Below are 19,012 nucleotides of genomic sequence, written 5' to 3'. Positions count from 1 at the left end.
ACACCCTTCTGGGTTCGTCGCGGTGCGATCGGCGCTGTCTCAGCCGATGGGGTCGCCGACGGCTCCGCCGGTGGCTGTACGGATCGCCTGGGCGTATCGCCGGGTGAGGGCCTGCACGTCCTGGAACTCGGTGAGGTCGCCCCCGGCGAGGACGGCGGCGCCGATGTGCTCGTCGAGAACGCGCACCACAGAGGCCGCCGCCGCCGCGTGCAGCCGCACCTCCAGGTCGTCGGCGGGGCGCTCAAGACGGTCGCCGATGATCGCGCGCATCTCGCGTTCGGTCTGGTCACAGGCCATCAACCACGCCGAACGGAGAGCCGGCTCGGTGTCGGCGAGCCGGATCATCTTCATGGCGAGCAGCTCGTCGGCGAGATCGACGGGCGGCTTCTCGTGGCCGAGCCGGGTCAGCTCCGCGAGCAGGTGGTCCTCAAGAGAGCTCTCCCGGGGCCAGCGGCGCAGCACGCTCATCAGCGTCATGACGCCCTGCATCACGACCGGCTCGGCGCAGGCCTCCTTGCTGCGGAAGTGCCGCCAGATGGTGCGCGTCGACAGGCCCACGGCCTCGGCGATCTGGTCGCCGCTCGTCGCGGCCACGCCCTGCTCCCAGAACAGCCGCGCCGCCTCCCGGGAGATCTCCAGCCGCAGCCGCGTACGCCGCTGCTCGCTCATCCCTCCCCCGCCGCGCTTCTCCGTCGTCATGACCGCGCTGACACCCCTTCCGTCCTCAAACGACAGCATGTCACTAAATGACAAGCAATGCGAGCGGACTGGTCCGAGCTTGTCCTCCGAGGGTGATTTGCCCGCCGCGCGGTCGCCCGGCATGCTCGTCGGGCCGGCTCGCATCCAAGGAAAGGCACTTCATGACCGACTCCGCGCCGTCCACCAGCCTGCGGACCCTGGGAGGCACGGCTCTGCGCGTGAGCCCGATCAGCCTGGGCACGTCCTCGCTCGGCAACCCGGCGGCCGGTTCGGGTGCCGACCCGGTCGAGCTGGCCGCGATGCTGCTCACCGGCCCCTTCACCGTGATCGACACCTCCAACAACTACGCCCAGGGCCGCAGCGAGACCGCCCTGGGGCAGGCGATCGCCGCGCACGGCCTGCCGGCGGACCGGGAGATCGTGACGAAGGTCGACGCCGACCCGGACACCGGGCGGTTCGACCGGGACCGCGTCTGGAGGTCGTTCGAGGAGAGCACCGGCCGCCTCGGGCTCGACCGCCTGCCGCTGCTCCACCTGCACGACCCGTACACCATCACCGTCGAGGAGGCCTTCGGCCCCGGCGGCGCCGTCCGCGGCCTGACCGAGCTGCGCGACCAGGGGCTGGTGGACGCGATCGGCATCGCCGCAGGGGAGGTCACGATGATGACGAGATACGTGGCCGCCGGCGTGTTCGACGTCCTGCTCACCCACAATCGCTACACCCTGGTCGACCGCCGCGCCGAAGCACTCATCGAGCAGGCGACCGAGCTCGGCATGGGGGTCTTCAACGCCGCGCCCTTCGGCGGCGGGCTGCTGGCCGGGCGGGGCGACCGCTACGCCTACCGGACGAGCCCGCCGGAGCTGCTGGCGTGGGTGGATCGCGTCCGGCGGCTCTGCGAGGAGTGGGGGCTCACGCTACCCGCCGTGGCGCTGTGGTTCTCGCTCCGCAACCCGCTGGTGCACTCGACCATCGTCGGCGTCAACCGGCCGGAACGCCTCGGCCAGCTGCAAATCCTGTACGCGACCACCGTCCAGGAGGAGTTCTGGGCCGCGCTAGACGCGCTGGGCACCCCGGTGTCCACCCTCGACGACTGAAACCCCCGCCCCGGCCGCGGGCGCGTCGTCCTCGCCTGGGTCGCCGGTTTCAGCCGCCGGCGCCGGTGGGCTGGATGGGGGCGCCGTCGCCGTTCTCCGGCAGGTCGCCGCGCTCGACCGGGCTCCGCGGCGGAGCGGGCGTCCCGTCGCCGCGCTCGTCAGGAGCGGGCGTCCCGTCGCCGACGGCCGGGCGGGCGCCCTCCGCCGCCTCCTTCAGCACCGCCCGGTCCACCTGCCCGGCCGGAGCCACCAGGCGGACGTAATGGTCGGTGCGCACCGCCACGTATTCCTGCCGGTCCTCGTGCTCGGTGTACCAGCCGTCGCCGTCCCGCTCGCAGGTGCCGACGCACTTGTACGGCGGTCGATCCACCCGCAGCTCCACCTGCTTGCCGCCGGCCGCGGTGTAGACGGCACCGAACCCCTCCTCGTTGACCGCCCCCACCGACTGCTCGGCCAGCTCGTATCCGGGCAGGTCCACCACGTACATCAGGTCGGGCGCCACGCCCTGCCGGGCGGCCTGGTCGATCGCGGCCTGGCTCAGCGCCGAGCCGGAGCCGCAGCCGGACAACGTGATCAGCGCCAGCAGCGCGAGTAACGGACGTCTGGGCATCCTCCCAGTGTGGCGCGTGCGGGACTCGCTCGGGTCACGCGCCGGAGGCCAGGACGCGCGGAGGGGGCGCCCCCGGCCGGGAGCGCCCCCTCGTGGCGTCGTACGGTCGCTAGTCCAGGGCTCCGGCCAGGTCGTTGAGCGCGCCGGCGAAGGCGCGCTGAGCCGGGTCAGACGTCCTGAGCAGCTTGGCGGCGGTACGCAGCTCGATCGCGGCCACCCGCTCAAGCCGCCGGTCGACCATGCGCTCGGCCGAGTCGATGAGCTTGTCCACCGCGATGGCGGTGCCCTTCTTCATCGTGCCTGCCCGCTCGGTCTGCACCTGGTACGACCGGACCACCTCGAAGCTGGGCTGGTGCGTCACCTGCGGCTGGTGCTGGGCGTTGAACAGGTCGGACTTGACCTTCGCCGCGGCGGCGATCTCCGGCTTGGCCAGGTCCTCGGTCGGCGTCAGCTCGAAGACGTCCAGACCGCGAGCGATCTCCGAGCCGTAGATGTTGCCGTTGTAGTAGTACGCGGACCAGAGACCGCCGGTCACCAGCTGGGCGGCGTTGATCGGGCCGCGGTCGAAGAAGGCGATCTCCTTCGGGTGGGCCGAGTCGGTGAAGTCGAACGCCGACACGCCACCCTGGTACCACGCCTGGACCATGATGTCCCGTCCGGGCACCGGAATCAGCGACCCGTTGTGGGCGACGCAGTTTTCCGTGGTGGTCTGGACCGCGGGCATCTTGTAGTAGCTGCGGAACTCCATCTTGCCGTCGACGATGTCGAAGATGGCGTCCGCGCCCCACGACGGCTCGTCGGTGTTCCGGCAGCGCGCGCCGGTGCCACCGCCCCACTCGTCGGTGAAGACGACCTTCGTCCCGTCGTTGCTCAGCGTCGCCGAGTGCCAGTAGGCGAAGTTGGGGTCGGTGACCTCGTCCAGCCGGACCGGGTTGACCGGGTCAGTGGTGTCGATCAGGATGCCGTTGCCGGCGCAGGCACCCGCGACCAGGTTCTTCGCCGGGAAGGCGGTGAGGTCGTGGCAGTGGTTGGTGACCGGCTGCGGCGACCAGTTGCCGCCGGACGGGTGCGTCGGCGCGGGCGGGGTGTTCTGCAGACCGTTGATCGCGCCGGTGGCCGGGTCGGTGAACAGGCGCGGCTGGCTGACGATGGCCGCGTTCTGCGGGGCGGCCAGCGGAACCTTGATGATGTCGATCCGCCACAAAGCGGTGGCCGGGTCGGTCGCCGGCGCGTTCGCGCAGCCGGTCAGCTCCTGGCCGCTCCGTACCCCGGCGGTGCCGGAGACGTAGATGTAGACGTTCTCCTTGTCCTTCTTGCTGGTCACCACGCTGTGCGTGTGCGAGCCGCGGCAGGTCTGCACCGCGGCCACCTGCACCGGCTGGGCGATGTTGCTCACGTCGAAGATCCGGACGCCGCGGAAGCGCTCCGGGTTCACGGTGCCGGGAGCGCCCTGGGTGCCGCAGTCGAGCCGGCCCCGGGTCTCCTCGACCGACATGAACAGCAGGTTCCCGTACACCGACATGTCGCCCTGGCCGCCCGGGCAGACCACGGAGGTCTTCAGGGCCGGCTGGGACGGCTTGGAGATGTCGTAGATGTTGAAGCCGTTGAAGTTCCCGACGAACGCGTACTTACCGCTGAACGCGAGGTCGGAGTTCGCGAATGCGAGGTTGCCCGGATTGTCCGGCTGGAAGAAACCCTCCGGCCGGTCCTGGTGGGCGACGAGCTTGAGCCCGTTGGCGGCCTGCTGGGCGTCGAGCCATCCGGCTCCGAGCCCGACCCGCGGGTCCGTCCCCGGCGCGGCCGGGTCGGCCGACGCGGCGGTGGTCGGCAGCAGGGCGGCTAAGATCACCCCCGCGGCGATCAAAACTAAGCTGCGCAACCCGGTACGACGTCGTACCGTACTGATCTCCTGCATGGGTCGCACCCCTCCTTTTCTGGTGTTCCTGGCGTGACCCAACGCGCGTGCCACGACCCCGGACAGGTCCGAGTGCCGACTCGGAGCGCCGGTATGCGGCACGACGGTTATGCGGACACTAAAGTAATTTGGTGAGATGTGCTATATCACGTCCGCCCTTCCCGATATGTCCGGTTTCTAGCATTTTCGAAGTGAGCGTCCTTTATGTCGTGGTTACGCTTTCTCGTTCCCTCGCTGCTGATCGGCGCCGCCGTACTCACCGGGTGCTCCGATGACCGGTCCTCGGTGACCGTCGTACAGCCGGGACGGCCTGGTGAGACCGGCCAGGTGCTGCCGCTGGACCAGGTGCAGCCGCCCGACACCGACTACACGGACGCGGACGTACGGTTCATGCAGGGGATGATCCGCCACCACGCGCAGGCGCTGGAGATGACCGGCCTGGTCGCCGGGCGCACCGAGAGCACGGGTCTGCCGCGGTTCGCCAAGCGCATCGAGGTCTCGCAGCGGGACGAGATGGACCTGATGGTCAACTGGCTACGCGAGCGCATGCAGCAGGTGCCCAGCGTGGACTCCGGGCACGCTCACAGCGGCGGCGCGCTCATGCCCGGCATGCTCACCGAGGCCCAGCTCGCCGAGCTGCGCGCGGCCAAGGGCGAGCAGTTCGACCGGCTCTTCTACCAGTACATGATCCAGCACCACACCGGGGCGCTGCGGATGGTGGAGCAGCTGTACACCGAGAAGGGCGGCATGGAGCCGGAGATCGACCAGTTCGCCACCCATGTCGACTCCGACCAGCGCATCGAGATCACCCGCATGCGGCAGCTCCTCGCCGCCCTCTGAGGGCCCGCTACCCGGGCACCCTGGCCACGGCCCCGAGGATGCCCGGCCTGTCGAAGTCCGTGTCCGGGCCCGGCGGGACGGCCGGCTTCCAGTCGGCGACGGGCACCAGGCCGGGAGGCAGCAGCTCCAGGCCATCGAAATACGGGAAGATCTCGGCATATCCGCGGTGGGCGATCCCGCCGGAGGTCGTGGCGGAATAGACGCGCTGCCCCTCCTGCGCGTCCCGCTGCGTCGTGGTGCCCGCCGACACATGCGACAGCACCAGGTAGTCGCCCGGGCGCAGCCGCTTCTTGACCTGGCCGACGATCCCCGCGGCCTCGTCGTTGTCCGGGACGAAGTGGAGGATGGCGACGAGCAGCACCGCGATCGGCCGGCTGAAGTCCAGATGCGAGGTGATGTCCGGGTTGTCGAAGATGGCGTCGGCGTCCCTGAGGTCGCCTTCGACGGTGATGACGTCGGAATCCCTGGCCAGCAGGGCGCGGGCGTGGTTGAGCACGACCGGGTCGTTGTCCACGTAGGCCACGCGGCTGTCGGTGGCGTGCCGCTTGGCCACCTGGTGCACGTTGTCCTGGGTGGGCAGCCCGGCGCCGATGTCGAGGAACTGGCGTATCCCGGTGGCGGCGAGGCTGCCCACGGCCCGGCCGAGGAAGGCCCGGTTCGCGCGGGCGATCTCGCGGGCGTCGTTGCCCATCTGCCGTCCGAGCTCGATGATCTTCTCGGCCGCCGCGCGGTCCGAGGCGAAATTGTCGCGTCCACCCAGGTAGTAGTCGTACATGCGGGCGACGTTGGGGATGTCCGGGTTGATCCCGGCAGGGACGTTGCCGCTCATGTAGCCGCCTCTGGTCGTGGTTAATTCGGGTAGATGTGGATCTTTTGCCCGCTGATTGTAGGTGTGGGGCGCATGGGGCGGCTACGGTTCGCGCCGGTTCAGCAATTTGGGCAGGGTCGCCAGCGTGGCGCCGCCCGCACCGCCGGCGCCGAGCAGGGCGCCCGGCCATTCCGCGCCGGTGGCCAGGAGGAGCGCGCACGTGATCGCGGCGATCGTGATCGTCACGGTGAGCGTGAGCAGCTGACAGGTGGTGAACATCGGTCCTCTTTCTTCAGACACGGTCGTCGGCCCAGAAGTCGATGAGCTCTTCGGGGGTCAGGTCGTCGGGGCGTACGGCGGGCGGGGTGCGTCCCGTCGCGAGCACCCACGTCGTCAAGAGCGTGACCAGCAGTTGCTCGTCTGCCAGGCAGGCGGCGTCGGCGCAGTACGCGATGCTTGACGGGCGGGCCGTGAGTAACGGCATGGGGCGATGGCCTCCCGAAGGGCAGCGGCGAACGCGGCCAACCCTGCATCCTGGGGAAGGCGGCGGGCCAGCGGTCCACACGTGCTCGGACGGACCCGAACGACACCGAATACCGGTCGCGGGAAAGCAAACCTCCGCGACCCGCCGAGGTCATCCGGATCCATCCGGATTTATCCGGCTATAGGCCAGCCGATAGCGACAAAAGCGAATTCATCTCATCAAACTGCGCTGGGCGCTACGCTTGGGACTGATGGGGCGATGATCACCTGAGGTGGCCACAGCAACCGGATGAGATGGAATCCGGGAAGTGTCCCGAGCTGTGAGAACTTTTCTGGAAATATGACGGCACCAGAAGATTTCGACCCTTTGGACTCCGTGATCAAGGACGATGACTGAAACCTTCAGGGCAGGATCTCAATCCGCCTTCATTGCTGAGCTCATAGAGCTGCGGGAATCGGCCGGCCAGCCGAGCTATTCCGAGATGAAAGTGTTGTCGCGCGCGCCGGGCATCCCCAAGGAACTGCCCGAGAGCACGCTCAACGACATCCTCAACGGCAAGCGGGAACGCCTGCCCGACTGGAAGCTGGTCGCCTCCTTCGTGATGGTCTGTCGTCGCCACGCGGAGCTGACCGGCCTGCCCACGGACGACCTGGGCACCGTGGCCCAGTGGCAGGCCCGCTGGCGTGCCGCCAGGAACGAGCCGTCCCCGCCGTACGCCCCCGGCTCGTACGACCTCTTCAAGACGCCCGCCGACGAGGCGGAGCGGCGTACCAACAGGACCGTCGCGCGCCTGGTCCGGTGGGCGGGCGGCGGCGACGTCGAGTCCGCCTACCGCCTGGCCGTCATCCACGTGCTGACCGGCGACTCCGCGGCGGCCCGCTACTGGATCCACACGGCCGTCCAGCGACGCCACCCCGAGGCCGAAGCCTTCGCGGGCGATCCGCGCCCGATCGAGTTCGCGGCGGACCAGGCCTTCGGCTACGGCCAGGCCTACGAGCAGGAAGGGCCGGCCAAGGGCGACATCGCGAGGTTCTACTACCGGCTCGCCGCCGACCACGGCCACGCGGGCGCCGCCGAGCGCCTCCGGGCCCTGCGCGCCGTCCCGTTCGGCAAACTCCTGCCCGCGCCCACCGGCACCGCCCACCGTCCCAGAAGCCGGATGCCCTGACGCGACCGAGCCCCTTGCCCGCCCCACCAGAGCACCGATCCACCACCTCGACCACCGGTCTCGTCACCCGCCACCACTGGAAGGACCCGCTCGGGTGCCGCCCCATCCAGGACGGACGATGCCACGGACACAGGACGAGTGGCGCCATCCCGGACGGACGATGCCACGGCCAGGACGGGCGGCACCAGATCCCGGACGGACGGTGCCACGGCCAGGACAGGCGGCGCCAGACCCCGGACGGACGGTGCCACGGACACAGGACGGGTGGCGCCGATCCCGGCGACCGTGTCGCTCTGCGCGGCGATGACATCGAGCACCGCGCGCTCGTTGTCCTCGGAGACCAGCAAATGCCCGTTGCCCTGGATCCCGAGCTCCCTGAGCCACACCAGGGCCGCATCCGCGCCCCAGCCGGAGAGCCGTGCGACCGTCGCGCGCCCGGGCCGCTAGCGTGTGCGCCGGATCCTCGGCCCCCGCGATCAGCCGGATGGGCACGCCGCCAGGGGCCTGCACTCAACGGCTGGGAGCCCGGGCAGGACACCGATCCGCCGCCGGCCCCGCCGGGCCACGGCCCCCCGGGTCACCGCCCCGCCGGGTCACCGCGCCACCGCGCCACCGTGCCGCCGCGCCACCGTGCCGCCGCGCCACCGTGCCGCCGCGCCACCGAGCCACGGCGCCACCGAGCCACCGCGCCACAGGGCCTCCGCGCCACGGCGACGCCGGGCCGCGGCCTCGCCGGCCTCAGAGCAGGCGCCTCTGTACGACGTCGGCGATGACCGCGTGCACGAGCTTGCCGACGGTCTCCGGTTCCGGCGGGCCTGCCTCCCTGTCGGCGTACAGCAGGTGTGCGCCCCCGATCAGGGAGAGCGCGAGCGCGTCCACGTCGGCGTCGGCCGCGATGCGCCCCATCTCGCACTCCTCGCCCAGGTAGGCGGTGATCATGCCCGCCGCCTGCGTCAGGACCGGGACGCCGGGCGCGGGCCGGTCCTCGCGCAGGCGGGCGCGCAGCTCGTCCCGGAAGATGACGAGGCTGACGACCGCCACGGCGACGGGATCGAACAGGTCGAGCAGCGCGGCGGTGAGGTTGCCGGCCACGGTGCCGGTCCCCGCCGAGCCGCGCAGCTCGGCGGCCCGGCCGTCGAGCCGGGCGATGCGTGCCCGCACCAGCTCGGCCAGGAAGGCGTCGAAGTCGTCGAAGTGCCGGTGCAGAACGCCCTTGGCGACGCCCGCCTCATCGGTGACCGCCCGGCTGGTCAGCCCGTTGGCCCCGTCCCTGAGCAGGACGCGCTCGGCGGCGTCGAAGAGTTGCTGCCGCACATCGCGGAGGGCCACTCCGGTCGGCATCGCCCGTTCTTCCCTTCATCGGTCTTTCGCCCAGCGCGGAACGTTGTCCGGTTGTCGAGTGGGCGCTTGCCCACTAAGGTGGGCGCATGCCCACTATATCGCAGGAGCACCCCCAGCCCACGCCGCCCCACAAGGCCAGGCAGATCGCCGAGTCGTTCGGGATCGACGCCGAGCGCTACGACCGCGCCCGGCCCCCCTATCCCGAGGCCCTGGTGCGGCGGATCATGGCCGCCGCCCCCGGCCGGGACGTCGTGGACGTCGGCTGCGGCACCGGCATCGAGGCCCGGCAGTTCCTCGCGGCCGGCTGCGCGGTGCTGGGAGTCGAGCCGGACGCGCGCATGGCCGAGTTCGCCCGCCGTAGCGGGGTCGAGGTCGAGGTGGCGACGTTCGAGAGCTGGGAGGCCGCCGGGCGGACGTTCGACGCGGTCGTGGCCGGGCAGTCCTGGCACTGGGTGGACCCGGTCACGGGCGCGGCCAAGGCGGCGCGGGTGCTGCGTCCCGGCGGACTGCTGGCGGCCTTCGCCCACGTGTACGACGCGCCGCCGCCGATCGCCGAGGCGCTGGCCGACGCGATGCGGCGGGTGGTGCCCGACTCGCCGTTCGGCTCCGGCCCGCCGAGGCCGGCCCAGGAGGTCTACCAGCAGATGTTCGCCACGTTCGCCGACGGCATCCGGCAGGCCGGCGCGTTCGGCGAGCCGGAGCTGTGGCGCTTCGACTGGGAGCGGCACTACACCCGCGCCGAATGGCTCGACCTGCTGCCCACCACCGGCGGACTGACCCGGCTCACGCCGGACCAGCTCGCCGAGGTGCTGGAAGCCGTCGGCGCCGCCGTGGACGCGGCCGGCGGCGGCTTCACCATGCCTTACACGACTCTGGCGGTCATCGCCTCACTGACACCATCAGCAGGGTGAGCCCGTCTGCGGGAGCAGGCCCATGCGGCAAGGGGCTGCTCCCGCAGACGGAAGGGGTGCACAAGTGAGGTCGGGGCGGGCGGAACTCCCGTACCAAATGCGGTGGATCACGGATGCCCGATGACGAGCCGTAGCGATCCCACGAACTCGGGCTGCTCCCGCAGGTGACCGTGGCGGCGGTCCCAGTCGCCGCTGTCCAGGTCGCGCCGCAGTGAGTCGACCGCGCGTGCCTCGGCGGCGTCGTCGACGAAGCCCCACGCCGACTGCGAGGCGCGGACCCGCGGGTCGAGAAAGCGTTCCGGGCGGGCGTAGTAGGCCTCGGTGAACCCGTCCACGCAGTCGATCGGGATCGGGACAGGCACGACCTCGGCGTGACCGCCGATGAGGGAGGCGATCAGCTCGATCGGCGGGTAGCGACGGCGCTCGGCGACGATCAGCTCCGGGGCGTACTCGGCGAGCCAGAGCAGGTCGAGGGCGTCGCCGTCGAAGGTCAGGACGACCACCGGGCCGCGGCTGACGCGGCGCAGCTCGCGCAGGCCGCGTTCGGTGTCGCCCCACTGGTGGACGGTGACGGTGGCCATGGCGGCGTCGAAGGAGTCGTCGTCGAACGGCAGCCGCTCGGCCGTGGCGTCCACGGCGGGGGCCAGGTGGCGGGGGCGCTGGGCGCGCATGGCCGCCGACGGTTCGACCGCGACCACGTGCCGGTCCTCCGGCTCGTAGGAGCCCGCGCCCGCGCCCACGTTGATGACGGTACGCGCCTGGCCGAGCGCGGCCTCGACGCGGGCGGCGATGCGCGGATCGGTACGGCGCTGCTGGGCGTAGCCGTGTCCGTGACGGTCGTAGTCGAAGTCGCCGGCAAGGGTGGCGGGCAAGGGGATCTCCTGTCGCTCGCGATCTTGGGGTGGACGGGACGGGCACGCCCGGGGCATGCTGTGACGTGTTGTTGCGCCAGTTGGAGTATCTCGTCGCCCTGGCCCGGGAGCGACATTTCGCCCGCGCCGCGGCCGCCTGCCATGTCTCCCAGCCGTCGCTGTCGGCAGCCATCCGCAAGCTCGAACGCGAGCTGGACGTGCCCCTCGTGCGGCGCGGGCAGCGCTTCGCCGGGCTGACGCCGGAGGGCGAGCGGGTGCTTCTGTGGGCGCATCGCATCCTCGCCGACACCGAGGCCCTGCGCCAGGACCTGTCCAGGATGCGCGAGGGCTTGACGGGCCGGTTGCGCATGGGGGCGATCCCGACCGCGCTGACCGCCGCGTCGATGCTGACGACACCGTTCTGCGAGCGATATCCGCACGTACGGGTGCTGCTCACGTCGCTGTCGTCGCGGGAGATCGCGCGCCGGCTGACCGAGTACGAGATCGACATGGCGATGACCTACCTCGACGACGGCGAGGAGGACTTCGGCGAGATGCGCACCGTCCCGCTGTACGAGGAGCGCTACCTGCTGCTCACGCCCGCCGACGGCGAACTGGCCGAGCGGCGGGTGGCCCGCTGGGCCGAGGTCGCCGCGCTGCCGTTGTGCCTGCTCGCCCCCGAGATGCGCAACCGCCGCATCCTGGACGCCATCTTCCGGCAGGCCGGGGCGGTGGCCGTCCCCGCGATCGAGACCGACACCGTCTCCGCCCTGTTCGCGCACGTGGCGACCCACCGCTGGTCCAGCGTCATCGCGCACGCGTGGCTGTACATGTTCGGCGTCCCGGAGGGGATGCGGGTCGTCCGGCTGGAGCGGCCCGCCCACGAGCCGCGCGTCGGGCTGGTGCTGTCCGGCACGGGCCCGGGCTCGGTGATGGCCAAGGCCGTCCTCGACATCGCCCGCGACCTGGACCTGAGCGAGGTGTTCGACCGGCTCGCCCGCGAACAACTGGCATAGGCGAACGCCCAGTGGGTCACGTGGGCGGCGGCGGTGGCCTTCAGGTGCCGGACGTCCGGGGCCGCGGCGTCACCCCGTTGCCGGTGGACGAGGTGCGGCAAGCGGTGCGTTCACCGAGCGTCGGTCTCCAGCAGGGAGCCGACCCACGCATCCACCCGTACGCCCCGATGGAAGAGCCGCTTCCGCAGCGTGGCCTCCACGATGAAGCCCACGTTCTCGGCGACCCGGCGCGAGGCCAGGTTTCCTACTTCAGCGCGCCACTCGATCAGTTCCAGGCCGTGAGTACGGAACGCCCATCGGCACACCGTTCGCACCGCGTGGGTGGCGACGCCGCGCTTGCGGGCTTGCGGCGCGACCCAGTAGCCGATCTCGGCCGTGCCCGGCGTGCCCAGCCCGAGACCCACGCGGCCCAGGCGTTCTCCGGTGGAGGCGTCCTCCGCGAGGAACTCCAGCCGCCGTCCGTCCGGCCCGCCCGCGATGGCCAGTTCCTCGACGAAGAACGCCGCGTTCTCCATGCGGTACGGCGACGGCAGGTCCACGAAGTGCTGCAACGCCGGATCCAGGGACACCTCGTAGACCCACGGGATGTCCTCCGGAGTGAAGGGCCGCAAGATCAGCCGGCCCGCATCGATCCTGTCCGATCCCATGGCCCGATCTTGGTCGGCGGGTCCACGGGCACGCAACGGAGTTTCGCGGACGGCTCCCCACTCGCACGCCCAGCGGGTCACGTGGATGGCGGGAGTTGGCCGCGTACCCAGTCGGGGGTGGGGTTGACGTGGGGACGGCCTGCCGTCACGACGGTGGGGACGGTCTCGTTGCCGTTGTTGGCGGCCCGGACCTCGGCCGCGCCGTCCGGGTCGCGCCAGATGTTGACCCAGTGCAGCCGGCGGGCGTCGCGGCCGAGCCGGATCCGCAGGCGGATGCAGTATTTGCAGCCCGGCCGCCAGTAGACGATCGGCCGGCCGTCCAGGGCGCTGCGGCGGCGCGCCTCCGTCGCGGCGATCGAGCGCGGGAACATCAGCGGCGAGTTCAGCCCCGCGAGCAGTACGAACGCCACGAGAAACGGCACGCCCGTGTCGGTGACCGCAACCGCCATGAGCACGCCTGCGACCACGAACAGGATCGGCAGGGTCCAACTGCGCATCATGACCGACCACGCTATCGGGTGAGGAGAATCGGACGGCGGGCGCGCACCCGATCTGGCCGAGGCCGCTGAACGCGGCGTCCGTCGCGGCCGGGGGTTCCGGCCGGACGGGCGCCGCGTCGGTGACGGGCGGGCGTCAGCGGGTGGGCAGCACCTGGATCGTGTCGCCCACCGGCCGCTCGCCCGTCGCGTCCGACGGGCGGTTGACCAGGGCGCCGTTCACCGCCATGGCGGAGGAGCCGCCTCCGTCCAGGTTGAGCGCGTCCACCGCGCCGAGGGAGCGCATGAAGGCGGCGCCCTCGGCGAGCGTGAAGCCCTCGCTGCCGCCGCTGAGGCGGCCGTCCACGGTCACCAGCAGCAGCCGGCCCTGCCGGTCAATGCCGGCCATGGTGCGGGGCTGGCGGTTGTTCGCCCAGGCGAAGCCGAACGACAGGTCCTGCGGGTCGAGGACGCCCTCCGTGGCGGCGTCGATGCGCGTCCGCCCGTCCTCCACCAGCGTCGGGCCCGCGCTGACGATGCTGTCGCGGGCGTGCAGCTTGACCTCGCGGCCCTGGTCGTCGCGGATGTCCTCCGTGACGGAGAGCTTCGCGCCCACCTTCGCGTGCTCGGTGAGCCAGCCGGCCGAGTCGCCGATGCCCTGCAGCACGGTCTGGCCGGGCGCGACGGTGCCGGTCCTGTCGCCGACCGACACGACCCGCTCCTTGGCGTCCAGCACCACCTGCACGCCGGCACCGGCCGGCAGCGCGTGGACGTAGTCGTCGGTGAACTTCACCAGCTCGTCGGTCGTGGTACAGGTGGTGTCGTGGCGCGGCTCGACGGTGGGCACCGCGCCCGGCCGGCCGCAGTTGCGCAGGCGTCCGGGCGTGCGGTTGATGCCCTCCACGGCGTGCTCGGCGCGGCCGGCACGAGCGGTCACGGTGGTGGTGAGGTCGGCGATCCGGGTGCGCCGGCCGCCGTCCTCCAGGATCAGCGCCGCCCGCGACCCCACCGCCATCGAGGTGAGCTCCCCGTCGTAGGCGCCGATGCCCGCCATGATCCCCTGTACGCCGTCGGCGTCGGAGGTGACGAAGAAGCCGCCGTTGACGCCCACCAGCGAGCCGAGCCTGGCCGCCACCGAGGAGGTCGTCTCCCGGTCGGCCACGTTGCCGCCGTGGGTGGCCTCGACCGTGCCGCGGAACTTGCGCGGGTCGATGACCGCGACGCTGATGTTCTCCACGTCGGCCGGCTGGTCGACGTCATAGCCGGTCCACTCCACGACGTTGCGGAGCCCCGCCGCGGTGACCCGCGCGGCCACGCTCCGCGCCGCGTCCTGCGTCGGGAAGGAGCCGATCCGGACGCGTACCCCCATGAGGCCCCGCGGCGTGTCCGCGTAGTCCGGCCAGGGGATCCTGGTCACCACCGGCTCCAGTCCGGCGGCGCGCAGGCGGTCGGCGGTCTGCGACGCCCACGACTCCGGGCCCACGGCGGCCCACGCCTGGGCGCCGGTGTAGCGGGCCTTCACCTCGGCCTGCACGGTGATCGTCCAACTGGGCGTGGCGGCCGGGTTCCTGAGGGTCCCGGTGCGGACCTCAACCCCCGGGGCGACCGCCCGCGTCGTCCACTGCGGCTCGGCTGTGGCCGGAGCAGGGGACGGTGCGGCCGGTGTGTCCGCGGCGGCCACTCCGGGGATCGACAAAGGCGCCACGACGGCCAGCGCCGCCGCGCCGAGCAGGAGCCGCGCACGGAAGCGGCGGTCGTTGCGATGGCTGTTGTCCATGACACATCCTTAGATTCGGTGGCCGCCCGGGCGAAGTGACCGGTTCGGGGCAATATGACCGAGTCGGCAGTCCAGCGCGCCCAGGCGAACTCCGGGGCGGAAGTAAGGGTGTGGCGGTGAACGGGAGCATGAATGATCGGTGGCGTCCCGTGACCTGTTCACATCCGGCATGAGCCTTGATCGCTAACATGTGGTGATGAATCATACGGAGGCCGCCCCGGTCCTGCCGGTGGGCACGCTCTTCGGGGTCCCCACCGGTCATGACCTGTCCGCGAGCCGGCTCGCCGTCCTGGGTGTGCCGTTCGACATGGGATACCACCCCACCCGCATCGGCGCGCGTTCCGGCCCCGCGCACGTACGGGCGCACTCGGCCCTCGTCGCCGAATACCTCGAAGAGTTCGGGGCGGACCTGCTCCAGGAGCTCGGGGTGGTGGACCTGGGCGACGTGGGCGTCCTGCCGGGCGACGTCGGCGCCAGCTTCCCCGCGATCGAGGCGGTGGTCTCGCGGATCCTCACGGCGGGCGTGGTGCCGCTGACCCTCGGGGGTGACGGGGCGGTGACGCTTCCGCAGCTGCGCGCGATGAAGCTGCATCGCGACGGCTTCGCCGTGCTCCACTTCGACGCGCACACCGACGCGTACGAGGGCGTCTACCCCTACGAGTACAACAACGCCAACACGTTCGTGCACGCGGTACGCGAGGGCCTGATCGACCCCACCCGATCGATGCACGTGGGGATGCGCGACACGGAACACCGGGGCCATCCCGGGCTCGTGGGGGTGGCCAGGGACCTCGGCTACGAGGTCGTCACCATGGACGAGTTCACGGCCATGGGCGTGCCCGCGCTCGTCGAGCGGATCCGGGCCAGGTTCGCCGGCGTCCCTGTCTACCTCTGCTGGGACATGGACGTCTTCGATCCCTCCGTCGCGCCCGGCGTGGTCACCCCGACCTGGGGCGGGATCTCGGTACGGGAGGGGCTGAGCATTCTGCGCGGGATGCGCGGGCTGGAGTTCGCCGCCTTCGACATCAACACCGTCAGCCCGCCGCACGACCACGCCGGTCTGACCGGCAGCCTCGCGGCGCAGGTCGCGATGGAGTGCCTGTTCCTCCTCGACGCGTCCCCGCGGTAGCGGCCCGCTCTGGGAGAGCTTGGGGGAAGCGGGCGAACGCGGGTCCCGGGCCGGCCGGGCGGTGGCGTCATGCGATGCCGAAGCCGCCTTCGAGGCGGTGCCGGGAGCCGGGGTGGAGCAGGCGGGCGGTGCTCACCAGGACGTCGCTGGACCAGGTGCGGCGGCGGACGAGCAGGCACGGCTCGTGCCGGGCGATGCGCAGCAGGCGCCGCTCGGCGGCGTCGGCGACGACCGCCTCGACGATGTGCTCGCCGCGGGTAAGCGGGGCCACCTCGTTGAGGTAGGCGTGCGGGGTCTCGCGGGTGAAGTCGCGCTCCAGGTAGCGGGGGGCGGCGGCCGGGTTGACCAGGCGGTCCTCCAGCTGGATCGGCAGGTCGTCCTCGAAGTGCACGATGAGCGAGCGGAAGACGGCCGGCCCGGACGCCGCCCGCAGGTCCGCGTCGGCCACCTCGGCGGGCTCCTCCCCCACGTGGACGACCTCGGTGCGGTGGCGGTGCCCGCGCCGCCGTACGTCGTCGGCGATGTTGCGCACCTCCAGCAGGGCGGAGGCGGCCTTGGGCGAGGCGACGAACGTGCCCACCCCGGCCCGCCGCACGATCAGGCCCTCGTGGGTGAGCTCCCGCAGCGCCCGGTTGATCGTCATGCGGGACAGGCCGAGCGCGCCGACGAGCTGGTGCTCGGACGGGAGCTGCTGGCCGTGGGCCCAGCGGCCCGAACGGACGCCGGCGGCGATGACGTTCTTGACCCGCTCGTAGGCCGGCACGGAGGCGGGACCGGCCTCCTGGAACCCGACAGCGAGCTCGACCACCGTGATGGGCGCCATGGCCTTCCGATCCTCGGGGACGGGGGGGACGGGCGGGATGTCCCGGCCCGGTGGCCCGAATTTTATCCGGCCGCAGGGGTGGCCCGCTGTATATACAGGACTGTACATTTCCTCCATCCCCGTTTCCCCCACGGCGCGATGAGGCGCGAGAGGTGGACCGTCATGAAACAGCAAGCACCCCCGGGTCCGCCCTCCGCCGTGGAGCGCCGGACGATCGACGTGATCCCCGACGCCGAGCGGCACGGCTCGCCGCGCAGCCAGTTCACCCTCTGGTTCGGCGCGAACATGCAGATCACCGCGATCGTGGACGGCGCGCTGGCCGTCGTCTTCGGCGCCGACGCGCTCTGGGCCATCGTGGCCCTGCTGATCGGCAACGTGCTGGGCGGCATCGTGATGGCGCTGCACTCCGCGCAGGGACCGCGGCTCGGCCTGCCCCAGATGATCTCCAGCCGGGCGCAGTTCGGCGTGCTCGGCGCCGTGGTGCCGCTCGTGCTCGTCGTGCTGATGTACCTCGGGTTCGCCGCCACCGGCAGCGTACTGGCCGGGCAGGCGCTCGCCCGGATCCTGCACGTCCCGGCGACCGCCGGCATCCTGCTCTTCGGCGTGCTGACCGTGGTCGTCGCGGTCACCGGCTACCGGCTCATCCACACCGTGGGCCGGATCGCGACCGTCATGGGCGTGCTGGGCCTGGGCTACCTGCTGATCGCCCTGTTCACGAAGTACGACGTGGGCTCGGTCGTGGGGGTCAAGGGGTTCGAGGCCCCGACGTTCTTGCTGGCCGTGGGGCTGGGCGCGGGCTGGCAGCTCACGTTCGGCCCGTACGTGGCCGACTACTCCCGCTACCTGCCCCGCGAGACGAGCGAGCGGAGCACCTTCTGGGCGACGTTCGCGGGCAGCGTGATCGGGTCGCAGTGGGCGATGACCCTGGGCGCGCTGATCGCGGCGGTCTCCGGTGACGCCTTCGTCGGTGACCAGGTCGGCTTCGTCGGCGAGCTGGCCGGTCCGGCCGCGGTCGCGCTGCTGGTCTACCTGGTGATCGTGGTCGGCAAGCTGACCGTCAACACGCTCAACGCCTACGGCGGGTTCATGTGCGTGCTGACGACGGTGACGGCGTTCAACGGCCGCTCCCGCGTCTCCCCGGCGGCCCGCGCCTGGTACATCGTCGGCTTCACCGCCGTGTCGATCGTGGTCGCGGTCGTGGCCAGCGCCGACTTCCTGGCCAACTTCAAGAACTTCGTGCTGCTGCTGCTCATGGTGTTCACGCCGTGGAGCGCGATCAACCTGACCGACTACTACCTGGTCTCCAAGGAGCGGGTGGACATCCCCGCCCTGTACGACCCGGCGGGCCGCTACCGCCGCTGGAACGTCACCGCGCTGGTCAGCTACGCCTTCGGCGTGGTGATCCAGATCCCGTTCCTGGCGCAGGCCCTCTACACCGGCCCGATCACCGACCTGCTCGGCGGCGCCGACATCTCCTGGATCGTCGGCCTGGTGGCGACCGCGGCGCTCTACTACCCGTGGGCCAGGCGGACCGCGAACCCGCCCGCCGCCATGGTCTACCCCTCGGAGGCGACGCCCCCCATGCGCCGGCTGAGCTCCTGAGCCGTCCGGATGACCCGGGCGGCGATCTCCTGGCGCTGCCCGGCGTCCACCTCCTCGGTGGGGAACGTCACCGCGACGCCGGCCACCGGATGTCCCCGGTGGTCGGGGACGGCGGCGGCGATCGAGGAGAAGCCGGGGGTGACCTCGCCCTCCTCGGTGGCGTGCCCGCGCCTGCGGACCTCGGCCAGCAGGCCGCGCAGCTCCGGCAGCGACCGGGGGCCCGCCTCGCCGCGCCGGACGAACGCCGACGCGTCCGGGAACAACGCCCTGACCTGACCGGCGGGCAGGCCCCCGAGGACGGCCCGGCCGCTCGCGGTCAGCTGCGCGGGCAGGCGCACGCCGACCTCGGTGACCAGCGGCGGCCGGCCGGGCGCCCGCTCCTCCACGACGTAGAGCACCTCGCGGCCGTGCGGGACGGCCAGGTGGGCGCTGTGCCCGGTGCGGTCGACCAGCCGGGCCAGCGGGGCGCGCGCCAGGCGCTGCAGCGGCGCCTGGCGGACGTATCCCGAGCCGAGCTCGAACGCGCTCACCCCCAGGCCGTAGCGCCGCTCCTCGGCGAGGTGCACCACGAAGCCGTTGCGGATCAGCGTGTCCAGCAGGTGGTACGTGGTCGACCGCGGCAGCCCCACGTCACGCGCGATGGCCGCCGCCGAGGCGGGCCCGGCACGCGCCGCCAGGTGGCGCAGGATGGCCAGCACCTGGTCGGCGGCGGGCACGATCGACATGCTGGAAGGGTACCCAAGTGTCTGGTATCCCAGACACAACATGATCCCGGCCGCTGGCACGACCTCCTGGCCTGGGATTTCCTGGAAACTGACGCA

The 19,012-nt window shown here is 71.7% G+C and carries 20 protein-coding genes; 7 read left to right on the top strand and 13 right to left on the bottom strand.

Annotated elements, in window-relative coordinates; translation table 11 throughout:
- Nucleotides 1-39 precede the first annotated feature (39 nt).
- Complete coding sequence (locus BLS95_RS02895; RefSeq protein ID WP_245764780.1) at nucleotides 40-738, bottom strand: TetR/AcrR family transcriptional regulator; 699 nt, start codon at nucleotides 736-738, stop codon at nucleotides 40-42.
- A gap of 122 nt (nucleotides 739-860) precedes the next feature.
- Between BLS95_RS02895 and BLS95_RS02890 the strand changes: the two genes are divergently transcribed.
- Nucleotides 861-1,793 (top strand): aldo/keto reductase, encoded by a 933-nt coding sequence (locus BLS95_RS02890; RefSeq protein WP_090928819.1) that lies wholly within the window; start codon nucleotides 861-863, stop codon nucleotides 1,791-1,793.
- Nucleotides 1,794-1,842: 49 nt separating this feature from the next.
- Here the strand turns inward: BLS95_RS02890 and BLS95_RS02885 are convergent, their stop codons facing one another.
- Both BLS95_RS02885 and BLS95_RS02880 read right to left on the bottom strand, forming a co-directional pair.
- Nucleotides 1,843-2,403, bottom strand: coding sequence for a hypothetical protein (locus tag BLS95_RS02885; RefSeq protein ID WP_090928816.1), 561 nt, complete (start codon nucleotides 2,401-2,403; stop codon nucleotides 1,843-1,845).
- A 109-nt stretch (nucleotides 2,404-2,512) separates the two neighbouring features.
- Entirely contained in the window at nucleotides 2,513-4,318 is a 1,806-nt protein-coding gene (locus tag BLS95_RS02880; RefSeq protein WP_176992988.1) for an LVIVD repeat-containing protein, read from the bottom strand.
- Nucleotides 4,319-4,522: 204 nt separating this feature from the next.
- On the opposite strand from BLS95_RS02880, the gene BLS95_RS02875 reads away from it, so the two are divergent.
- Nucleotides 4,523-5,158, top strand: a complete 636-nt coding sequence (locus tag BLS95_RS02875; protein WP_090928811.1) for a DUF305 domain-containing protein — start codon at nucleotides 4,523-4,525, stop codon at nucleotides 5,156-5,158.
- A gap of 7 nt (nucleotides 5,159-5,165) precedes the next feature.
- On the opposite strand, the gene BLS95_RS02870 is transcribed toward BLS95_RS02875, so the two are convergent.
- From BLS95_RS02870 to BLS95_RS02865, 3 genes are all read right to left on the bottom strand, one after another.
- Nucleotides 5,166-5,987 (bottom strand): SAM-dependent methyltransferase, encoded by an 822-nt coding sequence (locus tag BLS95_RS02870; RefSeq protein ID WP_090928808.1) that lies wholly within the window; start codon nucleotides 5,985-5,987, stop codon nucleotides 5,166-5,168.
- An 81-nt stretch (nucleotides 5,988-6,068) separates the two neighbouring features.
- Nucleotides 6,069-6,245 carry a hypothetical protein gene (locus tag BLS95_RS55370; RefSeq protein WP_176992987.1) on the bottom strand — a complete coding sequence of 59 codons (177 nt, stop codon included), beginning with the start codon at nucleotides 6,243-6,245 and terminating at the stop codon, nucleotides 6,069-6,071.
- Nucleotides 6,246-6,258: 13 nt separating this feature from the next.
- Nucleotides 6,259-6,450, bottom strand: coding sequence for a hypothetical protein (locus BLS95_RS02865; protein ID WP_090928804.1), 192 nt, complete (start codon nucleotides 6,448-6,450; stop codon nucleotides 6,259-6,261).
- A 481-nt stretch (nucleotides 6,451-6,931) separates the two neighbouring features.
- Between BLS95_RS02865 and BLS95_RS02860 the strand changes: the two genes are divergently transcribed.
- Nucleotides 6,932-7,618, top strand: a complete 687-nt coding sequence (locus BLS95_RS02860) for a hypothetical protein (RefSeq protein WP_143043561.1) — start codon at nucleotides 6,932-6,934, stop codon at nucleotides 7,616-7,618.
- Nucleotides 7,619-8,356: 738 nt separating this feature from the next.
- Here the strand turns inward: BLS95_RS02860 and BLS95_RS02855 are convergent.
- Nucleotides 8,357-8,959: a TetR/AcrR family transcriptional regulator gene (locus BLS95_RS02855; RefSeq protein ID WP_090928799.1), complete on the bottom strand. Its 603-nt coding sequence runs from the start codon at nucleotides 8,957-8,959 to the stop codon at nucleotides 8,357-8,359.
- Between the two features lie 86 nt (nucleotides 8,960-9,045).
- Here BLS95_RS02855 and BLS95_RS02850 point away from each other — a divergent pair, with 86 nt between their 5' ends.
- Entirely contained in the window at nucleotides 9,046-9,870 is an 825-nt protein-coding gene (locus tag BLS95_RS02850) for a class I SAM-dependent methyltransferase (RefSeq protein WP_090928796.1), read from the top strand.
- 107 nt (nucleotides 9,871-9,977) lie between these two features.
- On the opposite strand, the gene BLS95_RS02845 is transcribed toward BLS95_RS02850, so the two are convergent.
- Nucleotides 9,978-10,742 carry a class I SAM-dependent methyltransferase gene (locus BLS95_RS02845; protein ID WP_245764779.1) on the bottom strand — a complete coding sequence of 255 codons (765 nt, stop codon included), beginning with the start codon at nucleotides 10,740-10,742 and terminating at the stop codon, nucleotides 9,978-9,980.
- Nucleotides 10,743-10,807: 65 nt separating this feature from the next.
- Between BLS95_RS02845 and BLS95_RS02840 the strand changes: the two genes are divergently transcribed.
- A complete protein-coding gene (locus BLS95_RS02840; RefSeq protein ID WP_090929194.1) occupies nucleotides 10,808-11,737 on the top strand; it encodes a LysR family transcriptional regulator in 930 nt (309 codons plus the stop codon).
- A 110-nt stretch (nucleotides 11,738-11,847) separates the two neighbouring features.
- Here the strand turns inward: BLS95_RS02840 and BLS95_RS02835 are convergent, their stop codons facing one another.
- From BLS95_RS02835 to BLS95_RS02825, 3 genes are all read right to left on the bottom strand, one after another.
- On the bottom strand, nucleotides 11,848-12,384 hold the full coding sequence (locus BLS95_RS02835; RefSeq protein ID WP_090928791.1) for a GNAT family N-acetyltransferase: 537 nt from the start codon (nucleotides 12,382-12,384) through the stop codon (nucleotides 11,848-11,850).
- Between the two features lie 77 nt (nucleotides 12,385-12,461).
- Nucleotides 12,462-12,884, bottom strand: a complete 423-nt coding sequence (locus BLS95_RS02830; protein WP_090928788.1) for a glutaredoxin domain-containing protein — start codon at nucleotides 12,882-12,884, stop codon at nucleotides 12,462-12,464.
- 133 nt (nucleotides 12,885-13,017) lie between these two features.
- Complete coding sequence (locus BLS95_RS02825; protein WP_090928786.1) at nucleotides 13,018-14,637, bottom strand: phosphodiester glycosidase family protein; 1,620 nt, start codon at nucleotides 14,635-14,637, stop codon at nucleotides 13,018-13,020.
- A gap of 196 nt (nucleotides 14,638-14,833) precedes the next feature.
- Between BLS95_RS02825 and BLS95_RS02820 the strand changes: the two genes are divergently transcribed.
- Nucleotides 14,834-15,766: an arginase family protein gene (locus BLS95_RS02820; protein ID WP_143043560.1), complete on the top strand. Its 933-nt coding sequence runs from the start codon at nucleotides 14,834-14,836 to the stop codon at nucleotides 15,764-15,766.
- Between the two features lie 67 nt (nucleotides 15,767-15,833).
- Here BLS95_RS02820 and hutC read toward each other — a convergent pair whose 3' ends face one another.
- Nucleotides 15,834-16,589 (bottom strand): histidine utilization transcriptional repressor HutC, encoded by a 756-nt coding sequence (hutC, locus tag BLS95_RS02815; RefSeq protein WP_090928782.1) that lies wholly within the window; start codon nucleotides 16,587-16,589, stop codon nucleotides 15,834-15,836.
- 162 nt (nucleotides 16,590-16,751) lie between these two features.
- Here hutC and BLS95_RS02810 point away from each other — a divergent pair, with 162 nt between their 5' ends.
- Complete coding sequence (locus BLS95_RS02810; RefSeq protein WP_090928780.1) at nucleotides 16,752-18,191, top strand: purine-cytosine permease family protein; 1,440 nt, start codon at nucleotides 16,752-16,754, stop codon at nucleotides 18,189-18,191.
- Here the strand turns inward: BLS95_RS02810 and BLS95_RS02805 are convergent.
- Complete coding sequence (locus BLS95_RS02805; RefSeq protein WP_090928777.1) at nucleotides 18,146-18,916, bottom strand: IclR family transcriptional regulator; 771 nt, start codon at nucleotides 18,914-18,916, stop codon at nucleotides 18,146-18,148. The genes BLS95_RS02810 and BLS95_RS02805 overlap by 46 nt on opposite strands.
- Nucleotides 18,917-19,012: the final 96 nt, after the last annotated feature.

The sequence above is a fragment of the Nonomuraea jiangxiensis genome (genome assembly GCF_900099965.1).
Classification (GTDB): domain Bacteria; phylum Actinomycetota; class Actinomycetes; order Streptosporangiales; family Streptosporangiaceae; genus Nonomuraea; species Nonomuraea jiangxiensis.
The sequence above is the reverse complement of the archived record's forward strand: the minus strand, read 5'-3'. Positions and strand labels throughout refer to the sequence as shown.